The sequence below is a fragment of the Leclercia sp. EC_58 genome (assembly GCF_019584355.1).
Classification (GTDB): Bacteria; Pseudomonadota; Gammaproteobacteria; order Enterobacterales; family Enterobacteriaceae; genus Enterobacter.
In genome coordinates, this window is the sequence record NZ_VDAM01000001.1 from 910,850 (window position 1) to 933,871 (window position 23,022).

23 protein-coding genes are annotated in these 23,022 nt (G+C 57.2%); 7 read left to right on the forward strand and 16 right to left on the reverse strand.

Features of this window, described 5'->3' with window-relative positions; all coding sequences use genetic code 11:
- On the forward strand, positions 1–97 hold a 97-nt coding region (locus tag FHC51_RS04560; RefSeq protein WP_000851394.1), incomplete at its 5' end, for an IS1 family transposase.
- 231 nt (positions 98–328) lie between these two features.
- A complete protein-coding gene (locus tag FHC51_RS04565) occupies positions 329–739 on the forward strand; it encodes a Shiga toxin A subunit (protein WP_220436651.1) in 411 nt (136 codons plus the stop codon).
- A 64-nt stretch (positions 740–803) separates the two neighbouring features.
- Here the strand turns inward: FHC51_RS04565 and metE are convergent, their stop codons facing one another.
- The gene (metE, locus tag FHC51_RS04570) at positions 804–3,065 is read right to left on the reverse strand and encodes a 5-methyltetrahydropteroyltriglutamate--homocysteine S-methyltransferase (protein ID WP_220434987.1); all 2,262 of its coding nucleotides are present in this window, start codon (positions 3,063–3,065) and stop codon (positions 804–806) included.
- 117 nt (positions 3,066–3,182) lie between these two features.
- On the opposite strand from metE, the gene metR reads away from it, so the two are divergent.
- Positions 3,183–4,136 carry an HTH-type transcriptional regulator MetR gene (gene metR, locus FHC51_RS04575; RefSeq protein WP_156240006.1) on the forward strand — a complete coding sequence of 318 codons (954 nt, stop codon included), beginning with the start codon at positions 3,183–3,185 and terminating at the stop codon, positions 4,134–4,136.
- Here the strand turns inward: metR and FHC51_RS04580 are convergent.
- From FHC51_RS04580 to pldB, 3 genes are all read right to left on the reverse strand, one after another.
- On the reverse strand, positions 4,024–4,923 hold the full coding sequence (locus FHC51_RS04580; protein ID WP_220434988.1) for a carboxylate/amino acid/amine transporter: 900 nt from the start codon (positions 4,921–4,923) through the stop codon (positions 4,024–4,026). The genes metR and FHC51_RS04580 overlap by 113 nt on opposite strands.
- A gap of 82 nt (positions 4,924–5,005) precedes the next feature.
- Positions 5,006–5,806 carry a sugar/pyridoxal phosphate phosphatase YigL gene (gene yigL, locus FHC51_RS04585; protein WP_103177433.1) on the reverse strand — a complete coding sequence of 267 codons (801 nt, stop codon included), beginning with the start codon at positions 5,804–5,806 and terminating at the stop codon, positions 5,006–5,008.
- Positions 5,807–5,831: 25 nt separating this feature from the next.
- On the reverse strand, positions 5,832–6,824 hold the full coding sequence (gene pldB / locus FHC51_RS04590) for a lysophospholipase L2 (protein WP_114316427.1): 993 nt from the start codon (positions 6,822–6,824) through the stop codon (positions 5,832–5,834).
- 109 nt (positions 6,825–6,933) lie between these two features.
- Between pldB and rhtB the strand changes: the two genes are divergently transcribed.
- Positions 6,934–7,554, forward strand: coding sequence for a homoserine/homoserine lactone efflux protein (gene rhtB, locus FHC51_RS04595; protein WP_114388245.1), 621 nt, complete (start codon positions 6,934–6,936; stop codon positions 7,552–7,554).
- On the opposite strand, the gene rhtC is transcribed toward rhtB, so the two are convergent.
- From rhtC to pldA, 3 genes are all read right to left on the reverse strand, one after another.
- Positions 7,551–8,171, reverse strand: a complete 621-nt coding sequence (gene rhtC / locus FHC51_RS04600) for a threonine export protein RhtC (protein WP_103177436.1) — start codon at positions 8,169–8,171, stop codon at positions 7,551–7,553. The genes rhtB and rhtC overlap by 4 nt on opposite strands.
- Before the next feature lie 61 nt (positions 8,172–8,232).
- On the reverse strand, positions 8,233–10,062 hold the full coding sequence (recQ, locus tag FHC51_RS04605) for an ATP-dependent DNA helicase RecQ (RefSeq protein WP_220434989.1): 1,830 nt from the start codon (positions 10,060–10,062) through the stop codon (positions 8,233–8,235).
- Between the two features lie 91 nt (positions 10,063–10,153).
- A complete protein-coding gene (gene pldA / locus FHC51_RS04610; RefSeq protein WP_103825340.1) occupies positions 10,154–11,014 on the reverse strand; it encodes a phospholipase A in 861 nt (286 codons plus the stop codon).
- Between the two features lie 156 nt (positions 11,015–11,170).
- Between pldA and yigI the strand changes: the two genes are divergently transcribed.
- Both yigI and rarD read left to right on the forward strand, forming a co-directional pair.
- The gene (gene yigI / locus FHC51_RS04615; protein WP_103177439.1) at positions 11,171–11,638 is read left to right on the forward strand and encodes an acyl-CoA thioesterase YigI; all 468 of its coding nucleotides are present in this window, start codon (positions 11,171–11,173) and stop codon (positions 11,636–11,638) included.
- A 51-nt stretch (positions 11,639–11,689) separates the two neighbouring features.
- Positions 11,690–12,586, forward strand: a complete 897-nt coding sequence (rarD, locus tag FHC51_RS04620) for an EamA family transporter RarD (RefSeq protein ID WP_114316424.1) — start codon at positions 11,690–11,692, stop codon at positions 12,584–12,586.
- A gap of 86 nt (positions 12,587–12,672) precedes the next feature.
- On the opposite strand, the gene corA is transcribed toward rarD, so the two are convergent.
- The 8 genes from corA to FHC51_RS04660 form a co-directional block, all read right to left on the reverse strand.
- Positions 12,673–13,623: a magnesium/cobalt transporter CorA gene (gene corA, locus FHC51_RS04625; protein ID WP_039031208.1), complete on the reverse strand. Its 951-nt coding sequence runs from the start codon at positions 13,621–13,623 to the stop codon at positions 12,673–12,675.
- Between the two features lie 148 nt (positions 13,624–13,771).
- Positions 13,772–13,828: a YsgD/CorL family protein gene (ysgD, locus tag FHC51_RS04630; protein WP_212743980.1), complete on the reverse strand. Its 57-nt coding sequence runs from the start codon at positions 13,826–13,828 to the stop codon at positions 13,772–13,774.
- A 149-nt stretch (positions 13,829–13,977) separates the two neighbouring features.
- A complete protein-coding gene (uvrD, locus tag FHC51_RS04635) occupies positions 13,978–16,140 on the reverse strand; it encodes a DNA helicase II (protein WP_156240009.1) in 2,163 nt (720 codons plus the stop codon).
- A gap of 107 nt (positions 16,141–16,247) precedes the next feature.
- The gene (yigB, locus tag FHC51_RS04640; RefSeq protein WP_220434990.1) at positions 16,248–16,964 is read right to left on the reverse strand and encodes a 5-amino-6-(5-phospho-D-ribitylamino)uracil phosphatase YigB; all 717 of its coding nucleotides are present in this window, start codon (positions 16,962–16,964) and stop codon (positions 16,248–16,250) included.
- Positions 16,964–17,866, reverse strand: coding sequence for a tyrosine recombinase XerC (gene xerC, locus FHC51_RS04645; protein ID WP_114316422.1), 903 nt, complete (start codon positions 17,864–17,866; stop codon positions 16,964–16,966). The genes yigB and xerC overlap by 1 nt, the downstream gene beginning before the upstream one ends.
- A complete protein-coding gene (locus FHC51_RS04650; protein ID WP_103825334.1) occupies positions 17,863–18,570 on the reverse strand; it encodes a DUF484 domain-containing protein in 708 nt (235 codons plus the stop codon). The genes xerC and FHC51_RS04650 overlap by 4 nt, the downstream gene beginning before the upstream one ends.
- Positions 18,567–19,391: a diaminopimelate epimerase gene (gene dapF, locus FHC51_RS04655; protein ID WP_114388254.1), complete on the reverse strand. Its 825-nt coding sequence runs from the start codon at positions 19,389–19,391 to the stop codon at positions 18,567–18,569. Before dapF ends, FHC51_RS04650 begins: the two co-directional genes overlap by 4 nt.
- Before the next feature lie 32 nt (positions 19,392–19,423).
- On the reverse strand, positions 19,424–19,627 hold the full coding sequence (locus tag FHC51_RS04660; RefSeq protein WP_103177446.1) for a lipoprotein: 204 nt from the start codon (positions 19,625–19,627) through the stop codon (positions 19,424–19,426).
- 136 nt (positions 19,628–19,763) lie between these two features.
- On the opposite strand from FHC51_RS04660, the gene cyaY reads away from it, so the two are divergent.
- Complete coding sequence (gene cyaY, locus FHC51_RS04665) at positions 19,764–20,084, forward strand: iron donor protein CyaY (protein WP_103177447.1); 321 nt, start codon at positions 19,764–19,766, stop codon at positions 20,082–20,084.
- Positions 20,085–20,175: 91 nt separating this feature from the next.
- Here the strand turns inward: cyaY and cyaA are convergent, their stop codons facing one another.
- Positions 20,176–22,722 (reverse strand): class I adenylate cyclase, encoded by a 2,547-nt coding sequence (gene cyaA, locus FHC51_RS04670; RefSeq protein WP_103177448.1) that lies wholly within the window; start codon positions 22,720–22,722, stop codon positions 20,176–20,178.
- Positions 22,723–23,022: the final 300 nt, after the last annotated feature.

Genomic DNA, 23,022 nt, shown 5'->3' on the forward strand with positions numbered 1-23,022 from the left:
GGCAAGGCTGGGACGGAAGTCACTGTCGTTCTCAAAATCGGTGGAGCTGCATGACAAGGTCATCGGGCATTATCTGAACATAAAACACTATCAGTAAGTTGGAGTCATTACCAGCATGGACAATGAGATTAACTCCCTACGCCGGGAACGATATGTGCGGTCGGGATGGCTTCATGATACATGGGGAAAGTTCATTGCACCCGGGAGAGGCATCCGACGGATGTATCATCCTAAATTTATCCAGTCGTAAAATCATTGCTGCAAGCAGTGATAAAATACTCGTTGTGGAGGATTAATGTTTAATAAAAAATCTTTCTACATATTAATTATGTATCCTTTTCTTGCGCACGCGAATAATAATGGATGTGCTATTGTCGGTGCGTCAATGGAGACCGCTTTATTCAATGCCATTTCGCGAGACTTACAAATCGATACGTCGACTATTCAGCGGAACAAAACAACCATTAAAATCATTGACCTTTCTCCTGTATCAAAACTGTACGCGCAATCATTAGCAAAAATCGATTATGAAATGGCTGTGGCACAGGGTAAAGCGACAATACCCGAGGGTGCTTACATGGACAGTTATTATGAAAATAATACTCAATCCCTGACGGTAAAATACACATACATCAACAAGGAGAAAAAGGAAGATATATTCATTACTTCTGGCCTTATAAATGACGATGAGTGCTCAGTCAGGTTTAATGGGTATATGGTAATAGCAAGAGAGTTTTAATTATTCAGGAAGGTCGTACGTAGGCCGGGCAAGCCTCACGCCGCCCGGCAATCGTGTACCAGGGTTAACCCTGACGCAGGTTCTGCGCCGCTTTCACCATGTTCGCCAGCGCGCTTCGGGTCTCAGGCCAGCCGCGGGTTTTCAGGCCGCAGTCCGGGTTCACCCACAGGCGCTCAGCCGGAATACGCTGGGCCGCTTTTTGCAGCAGGCTTTCAATCCACTCCACGCTCGGGACGTTCGGGGAGTGAATGTCATAGACGCCCGGCCCGATCTCGTTCGGGTAGTCGAACTCTTCAAACGACTCCAGCAGCTCCATATCCGAGCGTGAGGTTTCGATGGTGATCACGTCGGCATCCAGCGCGGCGATGGCGTCCATAATGTCGTTGAACTCGCAGTAACACATATGGGTGTGGATCTGGGTCTCATCCTTCGCCACCGCGGCGTTGATGCGGAACGCTTCCACGCCCCACGCCAGGTAGGCATCCCAGTCGCTGCGACGCAATGGCAGGCCCTCGCGCAACGCCGGTTCGTCAATCTGGATGATGCCGATGCCTGCGGCTTCCAGATCCGCCACTTCATCACGCAGCGCCAGCGCGATCTGCTTCGCAATGGTCTCACGGGACACATCTTCACGCGGGAAGGACCAGCAGAGAATGGTCACCGGCCCGGTCAGCATGCCTTTTACCGGTTTGTCGGTCAGGGACTGGGCGTACTTCGCCCACTCGACGGTGATCGCTTCCGGTCGGCTGACGTCACCGATCACCACCGGCGGCTTCACGCAGCGGGAGCCATAGCTCTGCACCCAACCGTTCTGGGTAAAGACGAAACCGTCCAGATGCTCACCAAAATACTCCACCATGTCGTTACGCTCGGCTTCGCCGTGGACCAGCACATCCAGCCCCAGGCGCTCCTGCTCCACAATCGCCTGCTTGATATGTTCGGCGATGCCGGTGCGGTAGTTGCCTGCATCCAGATTGCCCTTTTTGAAGTCCAGACGCAGGCCGCGGATCTCGGTGGTCTGCGGGAAGGAGCCGATAGTGGTGGTCGGCCAGGCCGGGAGCTTAAAGCGGGCACGCTGGGCTTCAGCACGCACCTCATAAGGACTCTGACGCTGGCTCTCCTTCGCGGTGATGGCGGCCAGACGTTTCTCTACCGCCGGGTTATGCACGCGGGTAGAGTGGCGGCGGGCCTGAATTGGCGCGCTCCATGCGGAAATCGCCGCCGTATCGCCGCTGTTCAGCGCATCGCGCAGCAGGGCCAGCTCTTCGCATTTTTGCAGGGCGAAGGCAAACCAGCTCTTCACTTCGGCATCCAGACGGGTTTCGACGCTGAGGTCGATGGGACTGTGCAGCAGGGAGCAGGATGAGGCGATCCACAGATCGCGTTTGCCGACGATGTCTTTAATCTGACCATATTTTTCTGTCAGATCGGCGCGCCAGACGTTGCGACCGTTCACCAGCCCGGCCGAGAGCAGCCAGTCGGACGGCAGACGGGAATGGAGTTCTGCCACGTCATCTTTACCGTGGACCAGATCCACGTGCAACCCCTGCACTGACAGGGCGGTGATGGTATCAAGGTTTGGCGTTACCCCTTCAAAATAGGTGGTCAGCAGCAGCTTAACCTGCCCCGCGAGCGCGTCGTATGCCGGTTTGAAGGTATCCAGCCACGCCTGCGGCAGCTCCAGCACCAGCGCCGGTTCGTCGATCTGTACCCACTCAACGCCGCGTTTCGCCAGTTCGCCCAGCACCTGCTGGTACACCGGCAGGATCTCATTCAGCAGGCTCAGGCGATCAAACTGTTCGCCCTTCACTTTACCCAGCCACAGGTACGTTACCGGCCCCAGCAGAACAGGTTTCACCTGATGGCCGAGGGCCAGGGCTTCGTCCACTTCCTCCAGCAGCTGGGTCCAGGTCAGTTTGAACTGCTGGCCCTTCACGAACTCCGGCACCATATAGTGATAGTTGGTGTTAAACCATTTGGTCATTTCCGCCGCTGCCGCGGGTTCACCGGTCGGCGCACGGCCACGGCCAATGCGGAACAGGGTGTCGATATCTACCGATCCATCTTTGCTCTGATGACGAGCCGGCACGTTGCCAAGCAGCAGGCTGGTGGTCAGAACATGGTCGTACCAGGCGAAATCGCCCACCGGCAGCAGGTCAATGCCCGCCTGCTTCTGCTGATCCCAGTGGCGGGAACGGAGTTCACGTCCCACCGCCAGCAGTTCATCACGGGTGGCATTACCCGCCCAGTAGCTTTCGAGCGCTTTTTTCAGCTCGCGGCGCAGGCCGACGCGCGGGAAACCGAGGGTATGGTTGCGAATTGTCATGATGTGCCCCTTATGGAATTTTCAGTATTTAGCCGTCCAGATGTTTACACTTCCATAATGTGTAGGTACTGTATATTCCTCAAGCGCAAATTGTTCATGGCGAAGTGAAGGACATTCATGATCGAGATAAAACACCTGAAAACGCTCCAGGCGTTGCGGAACTGCGGCTCTCTTGCGGCGGCGGCGGCGGCGCTGCACCAGACGCAATCCGCCCTTTCCCACCAGTTCAGCGATCTGGAACAGCGCCTTGGCTTTCGTCTGTTTGTGCGTAAGAGTCAGCCGCTACGCTTCACGCCACAGGGTGAGATCCTGCTGCAGCTGGCGAATCAGGTGTTGCCGCAGATCGCCAGCGCGTTGCAGGCCTGCCATGAGCCTCAGCAAACCCGGCTGCGCATCGCCATTGAGTGCCACAGCTGTATCCAGTGGCTGACCCCCGCGCTTGAGAACTTCCGCCAGAGATGGCCGCAGGTGGAGATGGACTTTAAATCCGGCGTGACCTTTGACCCGCAGCCGTCACTCCAGCAGGGCGAGCTGGATCTGGTCATGACCTCGGATATTCTGCCGCGCAGTGGCCTGCACTATTCGCCAATGTTTGATTTTGAAGTACGCCTGGTGCTGGCCCCGGATCATCCGCTGGCTGCCAGAACGCGCATAACGCCGGAAGATCTGGCGACCGAAACGCTGCTGATCTACCCGGTCCAGCGCAGTCGTCTGGATATCTGGCGTCACTTCCTGCAACCGGCGGGTATCAGCCCGCAGCTGAAAAGCGTGGACAATACCCTGCTGTTAATTCAGATGGTGGCAGCGCGCATGGGGATTGCCGCATTACCACACTGGGTGGTGGAGAGTTTTGAACGCCAGGGCCTGGTGGTGACCAGAACCCTGGGTGAGGGATTGTGGAGCCGGTTGTACGCCGCCGTGCGCGATGGCGAGCAGCGTCAACCGGTTACCGAGGCCTTTATTCGCTCAGCGCGGAATCACGCTTGCGATCATCTGCCGTTTGTCCGGAGCGCGGAGCGACCCAACGGCGATGCACCCACAGTGAAGCCAGGATCACCGTCCCCCCAATAATGAAGCTCGGCCAGTGCGGTTGTTCCTGCCAGATGGCGAGGTTCACCAGCAGGCCTGCCGGGACGTGAACGTTGTTCATGATCCCAAGCGTCCCGGCGTCCACCTGCGTGGCGCCGTAGTTCCACATGAAGTAACCCAGCCCGGATGCCACCACTCCCAGCCAGACCAGCACGCTCCACTGCAGCGTCGTGGTCGGCAGTTTTTGTGGATTCCCCAACATAAACCATGCCGCCACTGCCACAATCGCTGCCCCCATATAAAACCAGGCAAAGGCGTTGTGCTGCGGCATCGGACGGGTTTCCATCAAACGCTTATACCCCACCATGCCGATGGCAAAGCTGATGTTGGCGAGCTGGACGAACATCAGCCCGGTCCAGAAGTGATCGCTCACTTTGTCGTAGCGAATGATCGCCGCGCCTACCACCGCCAGCGCCGCGCTCAGCAGATAGCCCCAGCGCAAACGGCGTTTGCTCAGCAGGTCATAGATCAGCGTGATATAGAGCGGCGTGAGCACGGTAAACAGCAGGAATTCCGACACCGACAGGTAGACGTAAGCGCGGAAGCTGAACAGGTACATGATGCCAAGCTGCATCGCACCCACCAGCATGTACAGCAGAAGGGTTTTCAGCGTTTGTCCGCGCGTACGCAGGAACGGCAGGAACACCAGCGCCGCCAGCCCTACGCGCATCAGCACCGAGAAATAGCTGTCGACATGTCCGGCGAGATATTCACCGATCAGGCTAAAAGAGAAGGCCCACAGAATAGTGGTGATAATGAGTAGCGCCACAATGCTTGTCTCTTGAAAAGATGGACAGGCATTGTAGCGAACTCCGCGGTTGACAACTGAACGTTAAACAACCAAATGAAGATTATTCAAGGAACAGCTTACGCAGATATTTTGGTACCGCGTTATCACCGTTGGTGCCGATCACTTCCAGCTCCGGGTGCAGATCTTTCAGGCGCTGGTGGGCGTTTTCCATGATGCAGCCCTTGCCCGCCATGGAGAGCATTTCGGCGTCGTTCATGCCGTCGCCAAAGGCGATGCAGTCCTTAAGATCAAAGCCCAGGCGTTTGGCTACCGCTTCCAGGGCGTGCCCCTTGGAGACGCCGCCCGCCATCACTTCCAGGCAGGTCAGCGTGGAGAAGCTGACGTTAACCCGATCGCCCCAACGGGCGTTAATCGCCTGCTCCAGCGGCAGCAGCGCTTCGTGGCTGTCGGTGGTAAAGAACACCTTGCTGATGCCTTCCGGCTCCAGCAGGCCCGGCTCATACAGCGAATAGTTAAATACCGCCTCTTTAAAGAAGCGCATCTCGTCCGGGCGGTGACGGTTCATAAACCACTCGTCATCGCGATAGACGTTGGTGATGATGTCGGGGTTGTTGTGCATGATCCCGAACAGATCGGTGGCGATGTCGCGATCGAGGTTATGGGTGAAGATCAGATTACCGTCCAGATCGTGCACGCGGGCGCCGTTGGAGGTGATCATGTAGGATTTGATCTCCAGATTATCGCGGATCTGCCCCACATCAACGTGGTGGCGGCCGGTGGCGAAGACAAAGTTCACGCCACGGGCAGTCAGGAGTTTTAAGGTCTCTTTCGCGTAGGGCGATAAAGTGTGATCGGGGGAGAGCAGCGTGCCATCTAAATCAGACGCGACAACCTGGTACATAGAAAAATTTAACCTCTGGTGAATATCAGTTATGCCTGTCGAAAAAGTCGACGATGGCGTGGAGTGCGACTGAGCGCATGGCGTCCTTTTCGAAAAGGATCTCATGGTACGCGCCGTTTATGACCAGCGGTTTACCCCCTTCGCAAGGGTGACCGGCTGCGGCTCGCAGTTCACAGAAGCGGTCGTGCATGCGGTTATCCACTACCCGCTCCTCTTCAGCCTGAAGGATGAGCGTGGGCGTATCGTCCTGACCGGCACCCGCCAATACCTCTTCACCCGCCAGAATACCTTCGCGAACCCAGTGCCAGGTGGGGCCGCCAACGCGCAAGCGCGGTTCATCGGCATAGAAGCGCAGGTTGCGGCGATAACGCTGCTGGCTGTGGGTTAAGACGTTGATGGCAAAAGGCAAAGCCCGCCAGCGTCCTGTTCCGATGGCGTAGCCTTCACGAATGCGCTGATGGCCCTCAGCCCAGTCGAGAAGATGGCGCACCATCCAGTCCGGAAAACGTATCACAATGCCATACATCGGCGCGGTAAGCGCAATGGCATCGCACTGGTGATCGTAGCGCTGCAAAAAGAGCGTAGAAATGGCGCCGCCCATGGAGTGCGCAAGAATATAGCGCTTGCGCCACGGGCCGGGCTGCACTTCCTGCTGCCAGAATGCGGCCAGATCGTCGACGTAATCGCTGAAGTTTTCCACGTGACCACGATGGGTATCCGGCAACATCCGACCGGAAAGCCCCTGCCCGCGATGGTCGATAATTAACACATCAAAACCCAGATGGAACAGATCGTACGCCAGCTCGGCATATTTGATGTAGCTTTCGATACGCCCGGGGCAGACGACAATCACCCGGTCATTTTTTTCATCACGGAAACGAACGAAGCGTACCGGGATATCCCCGACGCCCGTAAACTCATCTTCCTCGCGCTGGCGCCAGAAATCGGTCAACGGTCCCATGGAGAAAGCAGCAAATGCCTTTTCTCGCGTTTCCCAGTCCTTATTCAGCTGAAACATCGGGTTTACGCCCCTGTAAGCCAAGGAATATCGTTTTTTTGTGACAGGTCGTAAAATGACGCAACATTAGCGTATTGTGGCATAAAAATAGACGATTCGGGAGTTTCAAATGACCTTTGAGTGGTGGTTCGCCTACCTGCTGACATCCATTATCCTCAGCCTTTCACCGGGCTCAGGGGCGATCAATACCATGACCACCGCCATGAACCACGGCTATCGCGGCGCAGCGGCGTCGATTGCCGGCTTGCAAACCGGGCTGGCTATTCACATTGTGCTGGTCGGCGTGGGGCTCGGCACGCTCTTCTCCCGTTCGGTGCTGGCCTTCGAAGTGCTGAAATGGGCCGGGGCAGCCTATCTGATCTGGCTGGGTATTCAGCAGTGGCGCGCCGCAGGGTCCCTTGACCTCAACACGCTCGCCCAGACGCAAAGCAGGGGAAAACTGTTTAAGCGGGCGGTGTTTGTGAACCTGACCAACCCAAAGAGCATCGTCTTCCTGGCGGCCCTGTTTCCGCAGTTTATCGTGCCGCATCAGCCCCAGATCATGCAGTACGTGGTGCTTGGCGTGACCACCATTGTGGTCGATATCATTGTGATGATTGGCTATGCGACGCTGGCTACGCGGATTGCGGCATGGATTAAAGGGCCTCGTCAGATGAAGGCCCTGAATAAAGTGTTCGGTTCGCTGTTTATGCTGGTGGGTGCGCTGCTGGCATCAGCAAGGCACGCTTAACGCGACAGGATCAGGTGAATGCCGAAGCCGGCGAATAACGCGCCGGCAACGCCGTCAATCCACTTCGCCAGACGTTGGTAGCCGCGTCGCATGGAGGGTAACGCAAACAGGCTTGCTACCACGGTGAACCAGGCAAACGTCTCCAGGACGATCAGCAGGAAGATGCCCCAGCGCGCCCCGGCACCGACATCCTCACCCACGAACAGTGAAAATACCGAACCAAAATAAATAATGGCTTTTGGATTAGCCAGGTTCGTCAGCAGCCCTTTCACAAAGCTGCGTCCGCTGGCCGCCAGCTCCATTTTAGGCTCAGACGCTTCGTTATCCTCTTTTTTGAACGCCCCGCGCAGCATCTGATAGCCCATCCAGCACAGATAGAGACCGCCGCCGACCATGATGATGTTATGCAGCCAGGCCATCTTAGCGAGGATCAGGTTCAGGCCCAGCAGTGCCAGGGCAGCCCAGACCATAACGCCAAGGGTAATGCCCAGCACGCCCATCATCGCCTCTTTGCGCGAACGGCTCACCGCCGTTTGGGAAACAAAGAAAAAGTCGGGGCCAGGGCTCATCAGCGCCACAATATGCACCAGCGCCACGGTCAGAAACAGGGTTAACATAATTAACTCGCGGGGAAATAGTTCAGGGAGCAATCATCCTGGCACTTTTTTGCCGGGCTGACTACTCCTCATCATCACCATCGGTATGAGAACGAATAAGCGCCATAAACTCTTTGCCGAAGCGCTCCAGTTTGCGGGTGCCCACGCCGTTGACGCTGAGCATTTCGCTGGCGCTAAGCGGCATCTGCTCGGCCATCTCAATCAGCGTGGCATCGTTGAACACTACATAAGGCGGGATATTCTCTTCATCCGCGATGGCTTTGCGCAGCTTACGCAGCTTGGCAAATAGCTTACGGTCATAGTTGCCGCCGTAGGATTTCTGCATCACACGCGGTTTCAGCGCCACCACGCGCGGCACGGCGAGCTGCAATTCCACTTCGCCGCGCAGCACCGGACGGGCGGCTTCGGTGAGCTGCAGCGCGGAGTGCTGGGCAATGTTCTGGGTGGCAAAGCCCAGGTGGATCAGCTGACGGATAACACTCACCCAGTGCTCATGGCTCTGATCGCGGCCAATGCCATACACCGGCAGCTTGTCATGGCCCATCTCGCGGATGCGCTGATTGTTGGCGCCGCGCAGCACTTCCACCACGTAGCCCATGCCGAAGCGTTGATTGACGCGGCCAATGGTGGAGAGCGCCTTGCGCGCGTCCATAAGCCCGTCGTACTGCTTCGGCGGGTCGAGACAGATATCGCAGTTGCCGCACGACTCCTGACGTCCCTCGCCAAAATAGTTCAGCAGCACCAGACGGCGGCAGGTTTGCGCTTCGGCAAAGGCGCCCATCGCGTTGAGCTTATGACGCTCGATATCCTGCAACTGCCCCTGGGGTTTCTCTTCCAGGCAGCGACGCAGCCAGGCCATATCCGCCGGATCGTAGAAGAGCATCGCCTCGGCGGGCAGGCCATCACGCCCGGCGCGGCCTGTCTCCTGGTAGTAGGATTCGATATTGCGCGGAATGTCGAAATGCACCACAAAGCGCACGTTCGGCTTGTTGATACCCATACCGAAGGCGACAGTCGCCACCACAATTTGCAGATCGTCGCGCTGGAATTTCTCCTGCACGTCGGCACGGATGTGGTTTTCCAGCCCCGCATGATAGGCGGCGGCGCTGAAGCCGCGGCTTTGCAGACGGGCGGCGGTGTCTTCGACCTTCGCCCGGCTGTTGCAGTAGATAATGCCGGATTTGCCGCGCTGCTCCTGCACATAGCGCAGCAGCTGATCCAGCGGCTTAAATTTCTCCATCAGCATATAGCGGATGTTCGGGCGGTCGAAGCTGCTGACCTGAACCAGCGGGTCGTTGAGCCCCAGCAGACGCACAATATCCTGCCGGGTGGTGTCGTCGGCGGTAGCGGTAAGGGCCATAAACGGCACCGACGGGAAGCGCTGACGCAGCTGACCGAGGGCGGCATACTCCGGACGGAAATCATGCCCCCACTGGGAGATACAGTGCGCTTCGTCTACCGCCAGCAGCACCGGGTTCCAGTGCGCCAGATGCTCAAGGAAGTTATCCAGCATCAGGCGTTCCGGGGCGATATAGAGCAGACGAACCTGCCCGGTGCGGCACCCGGCCATCACCTCCTGCTGCTGCTCGCGGGTCTGGGTAGAGTTGAGGCAGGCCGCCGCCACGCCGTTCGCCAGCAGCTGGTCGACCTGGTCTTTCATCAGCGAGATCAGCGGTGACACCACCACCGTCAGGCCATTCAGTACCAGCGCGGGAACCTGATAGCACAGCGATTTACCGCCGCCTGTCGGCATGACCACCAGACAGTCACGCCCCTCAAGGGCCGTGTTGATGATGGTTTCCTGGCCCGGGCGGAACTGGTGATAGCCAAAGGTTTCATGCAAAACCTGTTTAGCCAGCGACTCCTGATTAACGACTTCCGCCTGCACCACATCAACCCCATTTGCCCGAAATTAAAACAGGCGCTATTTTCAGCGCCTGCGAGAGAAACTTCAACGTTTAAGAGAAAAACATTCGAGGAGGCTAGAAAAGATCGTTCAGCATCACGCCCACACCCACGCGGGTCTGGTTGAAGTTGTAGTCGATGAGAGATTCGCCATAGCCGCTGTAGACCTGGGTATACAGACGAACATGTTTGGTCAGCGGGTAGCTGACGCCCATCTCTGCACCACCATAGCCGGTGTTCCAGTTGTACTGCCCCTTCACGCTGAGCACCGCTTCACCCAGCTGATAGCCCACCCGCAGCTGGTAGTAGCCCATGTATTTGGTGATATCCGGATTATCGTCGGTGTTACCCACCACATACCAGGGTTTCACCTCCACCAGCCAGTTGCCGTTCTGCGCCATCAGGCGGCTATAGATACGGTTCCAGCTGCGCGAGGTGGGGTCGGAGCGCCCGTTGGATTGATGGTTGTAGCCAAACTCCACGTCCCGCAGCGTCCAGCCCGCCAGCGAGTAGTCGGTGGCAAACCCGAGAAAGAGCTGGGGCTCGTAGTTGGTCTCGCGGAACGGTGACGATTCATCGCTGTTAGATAACTGCCACCATGACTTCTGCGTGTAAGAGCCACCCAGAATCGAATTTGGCCCCAGAATACCGCGCCACAGCGGGAAGGCGAGACTCAGCTGGAATTTCACCTCATCTTTCTGCGAATCGTCGGCCCAGTCATAAGTTTTGATCGCCTCTTTATTGAGGTCGCTGGTCACGGTATAGATCAGGTAATTGCTGTCATAAGGATAGAGCGTAAAAGGATTATCGTGCTCCTCCAACAGGTTAGCGATGATGCTGCCCCGCACGGCAGGCACCTCCTGAGTTGTCGCGTCCTGCGCAAATGCCGAAAGAGGCAGCGCAGCCGCCGCCATGAGTACGGCCTGATATGTCCGCATCGGTGATGCTCTCCTGCAAAGCGTTTTAATGAGAAATATTTTGATCCCTTTTAGCATATTTAATGGTGAGTGGCTTCACCTGTGCTCCGAATCTGGCAATTCAATTTGATGGGGCATAAAATCAACATTCTTTTAACAATAAGGATGTGACGTGTTATGTCTGCCACGCTTACTGCCGAAGAAGCGCTGAAGCTTGTCGGCGAGATTTTTGTCTACCACATGCCGTTCAACCGTGCTCTGGGGCTGGAGCTAGAGCGCTACGAAAAAGATTTCGCCCAACTGAGCTTTAACAACCAGCCAATGATGGTCGGTAACTGGGCACAAAGCATACTGCATGGCGGCGTTATTGCCTCCGCCCTCGACGTTGCAGCCGGTCTGGTCTGCGTTGGTAGCACCCTGACCCGCCACGACACCATTAACGAAGATGAGCTGCGTCAGCGCCTGTCGCGAATGGGAACCATCGATCTGCGCGTCGATTATCTGCGCCCGGGTCGCGGCAATCGCTTCACCGCCAGCAGCAGCCTGCTGCGTGCGGGCAATAAAGTCGCCGTCGCCCGCGTGGAGTTACATAACGAAGAGCAGCTCTATATCGCCAGCGCAACTGCCACATATATGGTGGGTTGAGACGGTAAAATCGGGTAAAATTGCGTGACATATTTGTAACGGATTTTCCTGATGGATGCTAAACAGACGCGGCAAGGCGTTTTACTCGCGCTTGCCGCTTATTTTATTTGGGGTATCGCGCCCGCGTACTTCAAGCTGATTCACTACGTTCCTGCCGATGAAATTCTCACTCACCGCGTAATCTGGTCGTTTTTCTTTATGGTGGCGCTGATGAGCGTAAGCCGTCAGTGGTCAGGGGTTAAAACGCTTCTGCAAACGCCTAAGAAAATTTTCCTGCTGGCGCTCTCCGCCGTACTGATTGGCGGCAACTGGCTACTGTTCATCTGGGCGGTAAACAACCAGCATATGCTGGAGGCGAGCCTCGGCTATTTCATTAACCCGCTGGTGAATATCGTGCTGGGGATGTTGTTCCTCGGCGAGCGCTTCCGCCGGATGCAGTGGCTGGCGGTGCTTCTGGCCTTTTGTGGCGTGCTGGTTCAGCTGTGGACCTTTGGCTCGCTGCCGATCATCGCTCTGGGGCTGGCGTTCAGCTTCGCCTTTTATGGTCTGGTGCGTAAAAAAATCGCCGTCGAAGCGCAAACCGGGATGCTGTTTGAAACCCTGTGGCTGCTGCCGGTGGCCGCCATTTATCTGTTTGCTATCGCCGACAGCAGCACCAGCCACATGGGCAGCAACCCGTGGACGCTGAATGTGATGCTGATGGCGGCTGGCGTCGTCACCACTATCCCGCTGCTCTGCTTTACCGGTGCGGCAACGCGCCTGCGCCTGTCAACGCTGGGCTTCTTCCAGTATATCGGCCCGACGCTGATGTTCCTGCTGGCGGTGCTGTTCTACGGCGAAGTGCCGGGGGCTGATAAGATGGTGACCTTTGCGTTTATCTGGGTGGCGCTGGCGGTGTTTGTGGCGGATGCGATTTATACCCAGCGCAGGACGCGCAGAGGACTATAGTATTGCCCTCACCCTAACCCTCTCTCACAGGGAGAGGGAATACGATCGTAGGCCGGGTAAGGCGTAGCCGCCACCCGGCACAACTCTCAAAGCCAGTTACGGCGCTTGAAGTAGAGATACGGCGCCAGCCCGGCAAGCACCATAAAGACAATCGCCCCCGGGTAGCCAAAGCTCCATTTCAGCTCCGGCATAAACTCGAAGTTCATTCCATAGCTGGACGCCACTAATGTAGGCGGCAGGAAGACCACCGACACCACCGAGAAGATCTTGATGATGCGGTTCTGCTCGATGTTGATAAAGCCCATCGCCGCCTGCATCAGGAAGTTCACCTTCTGGAACAGGGATTCGTTGTGCGGCAGCAGGGATTCGATATCGCGCAGGATCTCACGCGCCTGCTCCAGCTGCCCACCCGGCAGACGCGCCTTGCGCACCAGGAAGTTGAGCGCGCGCTGGGTATCCATCAGACACAGCCGGACTTTCCAGCCGATATCTTCCAGCTCTGCCAGCGTTGACAGCGCTTCATCGTACTCATCGCCCTGATGCCCTTCCATGATCACCCGGCTCAGCTCTTCCAGGTCGCTGTAGATGTTCTCAATCTCATCCGCCAGCTGTTCGATTTTGGTTTCAAACAGGTCGAGCAGCAGCTCGTAGGCGTTACCGTCCACCATCGCCTGGTTACGGGCGCGCATACGGTAGAGGCGGAACGCAGGCAGCTCACGCTCACGCAGGGTAAACAAGCGGCCATCGCGGATGGTGAATGCGACGGTGGAGTTACCGGCGTGATCTTCTGCATCTTCAAAGAAGAAGAAGGAGTGAATATGCAGGCCATCTTCGTCTTCAAAGAAACGGGCCGATGCTTCGATATCTTCCAGTTCCGGGCGGGTGGCCAGGCTTTGTCCGAGCTCAGATTGTACGCGCAGGCGTTCGTCGTCATCCGGTTCGACCAGATCCACCCAAACGGCATCAATGAGGGGTTGTGACTCTTCAGCTTCAAGCCGAATCAGTCGGTTTTTTTCCAGTTGAAATGCGCTCAGCATGACCGGGACTCCCAATGCAAAAAATATCGGACAGTTCGGTGGGCACACAGAAACAATTTGGGTTTCAGACCATTAAACAGCCTGACTCAGCGCGACGGGAAGAATTGTCGCTGACAACCACTAAGGCCATCAGCGTGAGGAGATAGCCTTAGGAGTTGTTCCTGGATGACAGGGAATTGAGCCAGTATCTACTGGGTGTGTCCAAGGCGAATGTCCTCTTAGCGTAATCGTGCGCGCATGTTACGCCAGCAGTAACGGCGGCGTCAACTCGCAACGGAACGCTGAAGGGTAATAAATAGCCTTATACATATAAGGCTAGCAGATAGTTACAAAATAGTGATATTTTTCTGAAAGTTACACGGTTTCCAGCTTGGCGTAAGCGGCCACCAGCCATTTGATGCCCTGCCCCTGGAACGCCACCTGCAGACGGCTGTGCTCGCCGCTACCCTCCAGATTGACGATGGTGCCTTCGCCAAATTTGGCATGACGTACACGCTGGCCCAGCTTAAAGCCGCTGTCGCTTTCCGAGACCGGCGTCCCCAAACGCTGATGGCTCACAGGGCGGCTGATGCTGGCGCGCAGGCGTACCTCTTCCACGCACTCCTCCGGCAGCTCGCCGACAAAGCGTGACGGGCGGTGATAGACCTCTTTGCCGTACAGACGGCGGGTTTCGGCATAGGTCAGGGTCAGCTTTTGCATTGCGCGGGTCACGCCCACATAGGCCAGACGACGCTCCTCCTCCAGACGTCCGCCCTCATCCAGCGACATCTGGCTCGGGAACATCCCCTCTTCCATGCCGACGATAAATACCTGCGGGAACTCCAGACCTTTGGCCGAGTGGAGGGTCATCAGCTGCACCGCGTCCTGCCAGGTGTCGGCCTGCCCTTCGCCCGCCTCCAGCGCGGCATGGGACAGGAACGCCTGCAGCGGCATCAGGTCTTCATCTTCTTCGTTGTAGCTGAACTGACGCGTGGCGGTCACCAGCTCCTCTAAGTTCTCAATACGGGTCTGGCCCTTCTCGCCTTTCTCCTGCTCATACATCATGCGCAGGCCGGAGTCTTTGATCACCCGGTCGGTCTGAACGTGCAACGGCATGTCGGCGGTTTCCTGGGCCAGAGCTTCGATAAGCTCCAGGAAGCGCTGCAGCGCGCTGGCTGCGCGTCCGGCAAGCGCCCGCTCCTGCAGCAGCTCGCGACACGCCTGCCACAGCGTCAGCTGGCGATCCCGGGAGGTCTGACGCACCACGTCCAGGGTACGATCGCCGATGCCGCGGGTTGGCGTGTTAACCACGCGCTCGAAGGCTGCGTCGTCGTTGCGATTGGCGATCAGACGCAGATAGGAGAGCGCGTCTTTGATCTCCTGACGTTCGAAGAAGCGCATGCCGCCGTAGATGCGGTAGGGCATGCTGGCCTGTAGCAGCGCCTCTTCCAGCACACGCGACTGGGCGTTGCTGCGATAGAGAATGGCGCACTGCTCCAGCGCCCCGCCGTTGTCCTGCCAGGTTTTGATCCGGTTGACCACAAAGCGGGCTTCATCCAGCTCGTTAAAGGCGCAGTAGAGAGAGATCGGCTCGCCGTCGATGCCCTCGGTCCAGAGCTTTTTGCCCAGGCGGCCATTGTTATTTTCAATCAGGGCGTTGGCGGCGCTCAGAATGTTGTTGGTGGAGCGGTAGTTCTGTTCCAGGCGAATGGTCTCTGCGCCCGGGAAATCCTTCAGGAAGCGCTGGATGTTCTCGACCTGCGCGCCGCGCCAGCCGTAGATTGACTGATCGTCGTCACCGACGATCATCACCTTGCTGGAGTCGCCCGCCAGCAGGCGGATCCACGCGTACTGAATGTTGTTGGTATCCTGGAATTCATCCACCAGGATGTTGGTAAAGCGTTCGCGATAGTGCTGCAGAATATGCGGTTTGTTGAGCCACAGTTCATGGGCGCGCAACAGCAGCTCGGCAAAATCCACCAGTCCTGCGCGATCGCAGGCTTCCTGATAGGCCTGGTAGACTTTCTGCCAGGTCTGCTCAATCGGATTACCAAAGCTCTGGATATGGTGCGGACGCAGCCCTTCGTCTTTCTGGCTGTTGATGTACCACATTGCCTGACGCGGCGGCCACTGCTTCTCGTCGAGGTTCATGGCCTTGATCAGGCGCTTCAGGAGACGCAGCTGATCTTCGCTGTCGAGGATCTGAAAATCCTGCGGCAGGTTAGCGTCCAGATGGTGCGCACGCAGCAGGCGGTGCGCCAGCCCGTGGAAGGTGCCCACCCACATGCCGCCCTGGCTGGTGCCCATCAGCTGAGCGATACGGTGGCGCATCTCTGCCGCCGCTTTGTTGGTGAAGGTCACCGCCATAATGGAGTATGGCGAGCAGTTCTCCACGCTCTGCAGCCAGGCGATACGGTGCACCAGCACGCGTGTCTTACCACTGCCCGCCCCTGCCAGCACCAGCATATTGGTGCGCGTCGCGGCAACCGCGTCACGCTGTTTGTCATTGAGGCTGTCGAGCAGGTAAGAAACGTCCATTGGCACCGTCACGTAGTAATCAGGAACACTGCAAAACGCCCGCTGGCGCTTCGCTTACCGGGCCTTCGACTGCAAAACCCTGGTAATTTATACAATATTACTGGTGATTATATCAGCGTGGTGAGGGATGCCAACCGTGAAATTTCCAGGTGCGGCAGCAGACGGCTGTCCAGGGTGGTCATCAGATCGGCATTTTCAGGCTTGATCCAGCAGGCCTGCATGCCGCAGCGGATCGCCCCTGCAACGTCGGTGGTCAGATCATCGCCCACGTGAAGAATATTCCCCAACGGCAGGTCGAGCTTCTCCGCCGCCAGATGGTACATATCGTTAAAGGGCTTCGAGCGCCCGTGCGGGCCTGCGCGCAGCACAAACTGGAAGTAGTCGCCAAGGCCGAACAGTTCCGGCTGGGCATTGCCGTTGGTGATAGCCACCAGCGGCCACTTTTCGGCAAGCGCAGCCAGCGTGTCGTGCGTCTCCTGCGGGACGTCGATACGGCTGCGCCATGTCGCGAAGTGCGCCATCGACGCTTCTGCGCCAAGCGCGGCCTCGGCAGCGGTCAGACCCGCGTTGAGCATAGCCAGCTCAACGGCCCGACGGCGCCATTCCGTAACATCGTGATAGATTTCCGGTTCGGTCTGCCGTAACGCCTGGCGCAGGCGGTGAAACTCTTTGTTTTCCAGCGTTTTTAACGCCGGATGGTAGTTTTGTACAAAGGCCAGTGCTTCCTGCTCGGTTCGCAGGATCACCTGGCGGTTGTCGTAAAGGGTGTCATCAAGGTCAAACGTCAGGGCAGAGATTTGGCCTAATGGACGATAAAAACGCATTATTTCCCCCGTTTGGCGCGTGGATGCGCCGCGTCGTACACCGAGGCAAGGTGTTGAAAATCGAGATGGGTATAGATTTGGGTGGTGGACAAGTTGGCGTGGCCCAGCAGCTCCTGGACGCCACGCAGGTCACCGCTGGACTCCAGCATGTGGGTGGCGAACGAATGGCGCAATTTATGGGGATGAACATGGCTGTTCAGCCCCTGCTTAATCCCCCACTCGGCAAACCGTTTTTGCACGTTACGCGCCGAGATGCGCTTGCCCAGCTTCGAGAGGAACAGCGCATCGTCTTCGGTACCGAACAGGCCGCGCAGATCGAGCCAGTGCTCAATCCATACCACGGCATTGCGGCCAATGGGCAAGCGCCGCTCTTTGCTGCCTTTGCCCATCACCCACACCTCCCCGGTATCCAGATCGAGATGTTTGATATCCAGGTTAACCAGCTCGGAAAGACGCAGGCCGGCGCCGTACATCACCTCCAGCATGGCGCGGTCACGCACCGCCAGCGGATCGTTGAGATCGATATCCAGCAGGCGGTTAACGTCATCCACGTCGATATTTTTGGGCAGATGGCGCGGCGCTTTCGGGGCGGCGATCCCTTTGGCCGGATTGGCGCTGAGTTCGCCCTGGCTGACCAGCCAGTCAAAGAAGCTGCGCAGTGCTGAGAGCCGAAGCGCAAGGCTGGCCGGGCCAAGCCCTTTACGGCGGCTGCGCACAGCAAACGTGCGCACCGTGGCGGCATCACATTGTTGCCAGCTCGTCAGGCCGATTTCATCGGCTAACTGCATGATGGCATCAAGCTGACGCTGATAGTTCAACAGGGTGATCGGGCTGAGCTGGCGCTCAACGCCCAGATAGCGCAGAAAACGGGTAACGGCAGGTGCCAGCTGAGCGTCCGTCATACGCGTTCAATCCAGCGCTCCAGCAGCTCGGGCAGCATCTGCGCAATCTCCTGCAGCAGTTGTGTGCCTTGTCCCTGCTGGTAATGATGCGGATCGCGGCTGGTAAACAGCATCACACCAAGCTCGCCGTCGCGCCCCATCAGGGACATGGCTACCGACCCGATAGCTTTGGCCTCTGGCAGTACCACCAGGAGCTCAGGACCATTCAGCTGCCCAAGATAGTGGTTCGCTTGTCCCATACGCTGAATGCGCAGCGGCTCAAACGCCTGACGCGACAGGGCCAGATGGGTAAAACGTGAGGGCGCGCCAATGCGCCAGCGGTCCGGGAAGAGGCGTATCGTGGCACCCGCCAGCCCCAGATCCCGCGCCCAGCGATGCAAACGAAGAAGAAATTCGTCCAGGCTGCTGGCCGACGCCAGCCGGGATTGCAGGTGCAGGAGGCGATAGAACAGCCCTTCATTACTGCTTGCCTGCTCCATCAGCAGGGAGATGTTCTCTTCAAGATGGTTTATATGGTTGCGCGCGCGCGCCATATGCCACTCAACCAGCGAGACCGTACCGCGGACCGGGTGCGGGACGCGCATCTCTTCAACGACACGCGCATTGCGAATAAAGAAATCAGGATGGCGCAGCAGGTAATCAACAACCGCCCGGTCGTCCATTGCCGTCAGCGTCTCCTGCAGTTCTTCTCCTGGTTGTTTCATAGATGGATAAACCCGTCATAAACTTGTGTCGCCGGGCCGGTCATATAGAGCGGCTGGCCCGGGCCTTTCCAGGCGATATCAAGACGCCCGCCTGGCAAATCCACGCGAACCTCTGGTGCCAGTAAACCCTGCGTAATCCCCACCGCGACGGCCGCACAGGCACCGCTGCCGCACGCCTGCGTCTCGCCTGCGCCACGTTCAAAAACGCGCAGACGAATGTGTTCGCGGGTGAGAACCTGCATAAATCCAATGTTGGCGCGTTCCGGAAAACGCTCATGGCTCTCCAGCACCGGCCCGAGGGTTTCGACGGGCGCCGTCGCCACGTCATCAACCTGAATCACGCAGTGCGGGTTCCCCATGGAGACCACGCCGCACAAGACTGTCTGTTCCGCCGCGCGCATGATATAGGTCTTTTCCGCTTTGTTGGCGCGGAACGGCACCTGCGAGGGTTCGAAGTTCGGCTCGCCCATATTCACCCGCACCAGCTCATCGTCGGTCACGCTCAGTACCATCCGTCCGTTGGCGGTGCTGACGCGAATATCGCGCTTGTTAGTGAGCCCCTTCAGACGGACAAAACGGGCAAAACAGCGCGCGCCGTTGCCGCACTGGGAGACTTCGCTGCCGTCGGCATTAAAGATACGATAGTGAAAATCGAGATCCGGATCGTAGGGCGGCTCAACCACCAGCAGCTGATCAAACCCCACCCCCAGGTGCCGATCGGCCAGACGGCGGATCAGCTCCGGGGAAAAGAAGACATTCTGCGTTACCGCGTCGACGACCATAAAGTCATTGCCAAGGCCATGCATCTTAGAAAACTGCATTATTTACTCCATTGCGCGGACAGGAGCGCTTGTCAGTAATTGACCTGGCTTGGACCGTTGTTATCGCCGCGATCGTTACGATCCGGCATGGTGGTTTGCACTGGGCTTTCCACTTTTTTGGTCGGTGGCGGCGCGGTTTCATCTGCTGGCGGGAAATAGAGCGGCCCTTTCAGACCACATCCGGTCAGGCTAAACAGCGTAAGGAGAACGGCAAGCGTTCGAAAAACGTTTTTCATTATCATGTTGCCTGTAAGTTCAAATCTGTTTTCTATCATCGCAGGAGAAGGCACAAAAGCAAGAGTTTGCCGCTAACCTGCAACCGGAATTATTTAGCGTTATACTGCCGCCATCACGAAAAACAGGAACAGAACCATGAATGACAGTGAATTCCATCGCCTTGCCGATAACCTGTGGCAAACCATCGAAGAACGCCTGGATGACTGGGACGGTGACAGCGACATCGATTGTGAAATCAATGGCGGCGTGCTGACCATCAGCTTCGAAAACGGCAGCAAAATCATTATTAACCGCCAGGAGCCGCTTCACCAGGTGTGGCTGGCCACTAAACAGGGCGGCTACCACTTCGACCTGAAAGGCGACGAGTGGATTTGCGATCGCAGCGGTGAGACCTTCTGGGATCTGCTTGAGCAGGCTGCGACGCAGCAGTCAGGTGAAGAGGTGAGCTTCCGCTAAGGCTGTTTTGCCGGATGGCGCTTCGCTTATCCGGCCTACGGGTTCGTGCCTTTGTAGGCCCGGTAAGCGTAGCGCCACCGGGCAATGGCCGTCAGGAGAAATACTGCTGCAACAGCGGGGTGCTGGCGTCCTGTCTGTCAGGGACGACCGGGGTAATCGCCTGGGTGCGGAACGGGATCACCTGCGCACGGCCATCCACCTTCACAATCTGATAGAACTGCGGCAGGTTGAAGTTAATAAAACTTGAGCCGTAAGTGAAGCGGTCATGGGAAGAGGAGTAGAAGCGGCTGACGTCGCGCACCAGCTCCTCTTTGCTGCCTTCACAGTGGTGATACACTTCGGCGCGGTTGGTTTCGTCGAGGATGTAGATATTGAACCCGGCATCCTCCCCCGTCTCCTCAAAGAAGAACTGAATAATCCCTTCACTGGCGAAGCCGTCCACCACCTGCGGCAGTTTGACGTGGTTGGTCTCTACCTGTACCGACAGACCGTGCAGTTTGTTGTGCGAAATGGCGCCGTAGAACTCGATAGCGTTTTCCAGCTTCTGCACCGAGACGTTCAGACGTTCAAAGAAGAGGCCCCAGGTCTGGCCGGAGACGCGCAGCGCTTTAAAGCGCCCGGTTTCCTGACGGGTACTGGAGAGGCGCAGATCGATACATTCAGAGACCAGCTGCTGCACGCGGGTACGAATCAGGCCGCGCAGATGCTGGCTATAACAGAACACCTCGACGCTGTCCGGCGGCGCGGCATCCTGGTGCATTTTGCCGAGAATCGTTTTCAGCGCTTCGATCATCGCCTGCTCGCCGTTGAAGTGCAGGGTACGCACTTCGTTCCACGAGTTGCGGTAGAGCAGATCGACGCTGCCCACCAGGCAGTTTTGCTGCTCGCCAAAGCTGAAGACGTCCAGCTTGCGGAAATCGAAATGGACCACCTGATTGCGGAACGCCGCCGTCGGGTCATATTCCAGGTTGACGATAATCGCCAGATGGCGAATTTCGCACGGGCTGTAAAGCGCTTTCGGCGTCGGCGCAGGCAGACGCAGCGGGAAGTGGTGCGACACATCGGCGACCATTTCCTGCAGCTTGGCTAAATCGACAATCTCGTTACCTTTAATAAACAGACGCGTGCGGGAGGTCAGCAGGCCGTTAAACCAGGCCCACGCCACCAGCTTGTTCAGGTAACGGTTATATTCCAGCGGCTGATGGCTGATGATCGAATCCATGCTTGGGGCACGGTTGTAGAGATACCAGCCGGTACGGTTCGCACGACCCGGTGGAACATAGATAAAGGTCAGGTTCGGTTCAGACAGGTCCGGCGAAATCTGTGGGTTCACCAGCGTCACTTTACCCGGCAGCGCTTCAAACGCCGCGTACAGCTTACGGGTCAGCACCCCAATGTCCTGCGGGCTGGCGGAAACGCTGAGGTTGTTACGACGAGCAAAGCGGATCAGGTTACGGTAGCTCTGCATCATCGCATCGAGCAGTTCGTTGTGCGCTTCACGCACCTGATCGATCTTCCAGTTGGCGCGGTTATCGAGCATCGACAGGCGCTCTTCGTCCCATCCCCACTCTTTGACTAACTGACTGACCACTTCACGACGCCAGCCAACGCAGGCGCGCTCACGGCTGAGCTTCTCACAGACTTTGAGGTAGAAACATCGACGGACCAGATCGAGACGGGTCGGATCGTCGATGGCTTTCAGGTATTCGGTGACGCGCTCGAGCATCATGCAGTAGGCATCAAGACCGAAAGAGACGATCTCGCCATCATGCAGACGCTGTTTAATGTCTTTTGCCAGCAGGCGCGGGGTCGGGTATTCCCAGGAATAGGCTTCGAGCAGCAGCGTTTTCAGCACCGCTTTGTATGGGGAATCGATACTTTTATAGAGCTGCCACAGGCTGGCGCCAAAGTACTCTTCCGCAGAGAGCGAGCTTAAGCCCCCCAGGTCCAGCCACTCGTTTGGCGTCAGGACACCCTGGGCATAGAGCTTCATGACGTAGTCGTCGTAATGCTCTTCTTCGTCGCACGGCACCATACTCCACAGGATACGCTTCCCGGCCAGGCGCACGGCGGTACGGTAAAATTCATCCAGCAACAGGATGTGCTGGGTCGAGCCGCAGTCTTCGCCCCCCAGACTGCCGCTTTCATTATGACGGAAACGGTTTTCATCAATCAGGAAGAAGCTGACTTCCACGCCGAGCGATGCCGCCCAGCTCTCCAGCAGGCTGCATTTACGCTGCAGCAGTTGACGTTCTTCATTATCAAGCCAGGATTGATGACAGACCCAGATATCGAGATCCGACGAGCAGCTTTGCCCTACCGAAGAGGTGCTGCCCATGGTGTAGACGCCGGTGATAGGCAGTTCGCCTTTTGGCGACTCCTGCGCTGGCATACCGCGATAGAGTTCCAGCTCTTTCAGATAGTGCTGTTGGGTTTCATCAGGCGTGAAAAGGCAGATGCCTTTGGGAACGTTACCATCAAGGTAACCCGGCATCAGCGGATGGTGATAATGCAACAATGTCGGCAGTAGACTGTAAACCTGCTGGAAAGCAGGTCCCATGGCAGCAAGCGCGCGATCGACGCGCAGTTGATTGATGGCATCCAGTCGCTGTTTCAGAGTCTCAATATAGAGGTACAAGACGTATCGCCTGATGTTCAGAAAGCGCTCACCTTCAGCAAGACCGAGGATTACGCATTCACAGTATTTCGAAAGTAGCCGTCGCCCTTTTTCGCCCTTATCTTTATGGTCTCGGAGACGAAAAAATGGTCTAAAACGTGATCAATTTAACACCTTGCCGTTTGACCGTAAAGAAAGATGCGCTACATACAAGTGTAGCACCGTTCTGTACGTGTAAATTCCTGAATACGGCAGCAGGCAACCTGTATCGCAGCCCTGTCCTGAACCCCTTCTACGTCCGTAAACCTGACAGTCCTGAGA

Coding starts and splice junctions, on each gene's coding strand:
- FHC51_RS04565 (WP_220436651.1), top strand. CDS start 329: ATGTATCCTTTTCTTGCGCACGCGAATAATAATGGATGTGCTATTGTC.
- metE (WP_220434987.1), bottom strand. CDS start 3,065: ATGACAATTCGCAACCATACCCTCGGTTTCCCGCGCGTCGGCCTGCGC.
- metR (WP_156240006.1), top strand. CDS start 3,183: ATGATCGAGATAAAACACCTGAAAACGCTCCAGGCGTTGCGGAACTGC.
- yigL (WP_103177433.1), bottom strand. CDS start 5,806: ATGTACCAGGTTGTCGCGTCTGATTTAGATGGCACGCTGCTCTCCCCC.
- pldB (WP_114316427.1), bottom strand. CDS start 6,824: ATGTTTCAGCTGAATAAGGACTGGGAAACGCGAGAAAAGGCATTTGCT.
- rhtB (WP_114388245.1), top strand. CDS start 6,934: ATGACCTTTGAGTGGTGGTTCGCCTACCTGCTGACATCCATTATCCTC.
- rhtC (WP_103177436.1), bottom strand. CDS start 8,171: ATGTTAACCCTGTTTCTGACCGTGGCGCTGGTGCATATTGTGGCGCTG.
- pldA (WP_103825340.1), bottom strand. CDS start 11,014: ATGCGGACATATCAGGCCGTACTCATGGCGGCGGCTGCGCTGCCTCTT.
- yigI (WP_103177439.1), top strand. CDS start 11,171: ATGTCTGCCACGCTTACTGCCGAAGAAGCGCTGAAGCTTGTCGGCGAG.
- rarD (WP_114316424.1), top strand. CDS start 11,690: ATGGATGCTAAACAGACGCGGCAAGGCGTTTTACTCGCGCTTGCCGCT.
- corA (WP_039031208.1), bottom strand. CDS start 13,623: ATGCTGAGCGCATTTCAACTGGAAAAAAACCGACTGATTCGGCTTGAA.
- uvrD (WP_156240009.1), bottom strand. CDS start 16,140: ATGGACGTTTCTTACCTGCTCGACAGCCTCAATGACAAACAGCGTGAC.
- yigB (WP_220434990.1), bottom strand. CDS start 16,964: ATGCGTTTTTATCGTCCATTAGGCCAAATCTCTGCCCTGACGTTTGAC.
- xerC (WP_114316422.1), bottom strand. CDS start 17,866: ATGACGGACGCTCAGCTGGCACCTGCCGTTACCCGTTTTCTGCGCTAT.
- FHC51_RS04650 (WP_103825334.1), bottom strand. CDS start 18,570: ATGAAACAACCAGGAGAAGAACTGCAGGAGACGCTGACGGCAATGGAC.
- dapF (WP_114388254.1), bottom strand. CDS start 19,391: ATGCAGTTTTCTAAGATGCATGGCCTTGGCAATGACTTTATGGTCGTC.
- FHC51_RS04660 (WP_103177446.1), bottom strand. CDS start 19,627: ATGAAAAACGTTTTTCGAACGCTTGCCGTTCTCCTTACGCTGTTTAGC.
- cyaY (WP_103177447.1), top strand. CDS start 19,764: ATGAATGACAGTGAATTCCATCGCCTTGCCGATAACCTGTGGCAAACC.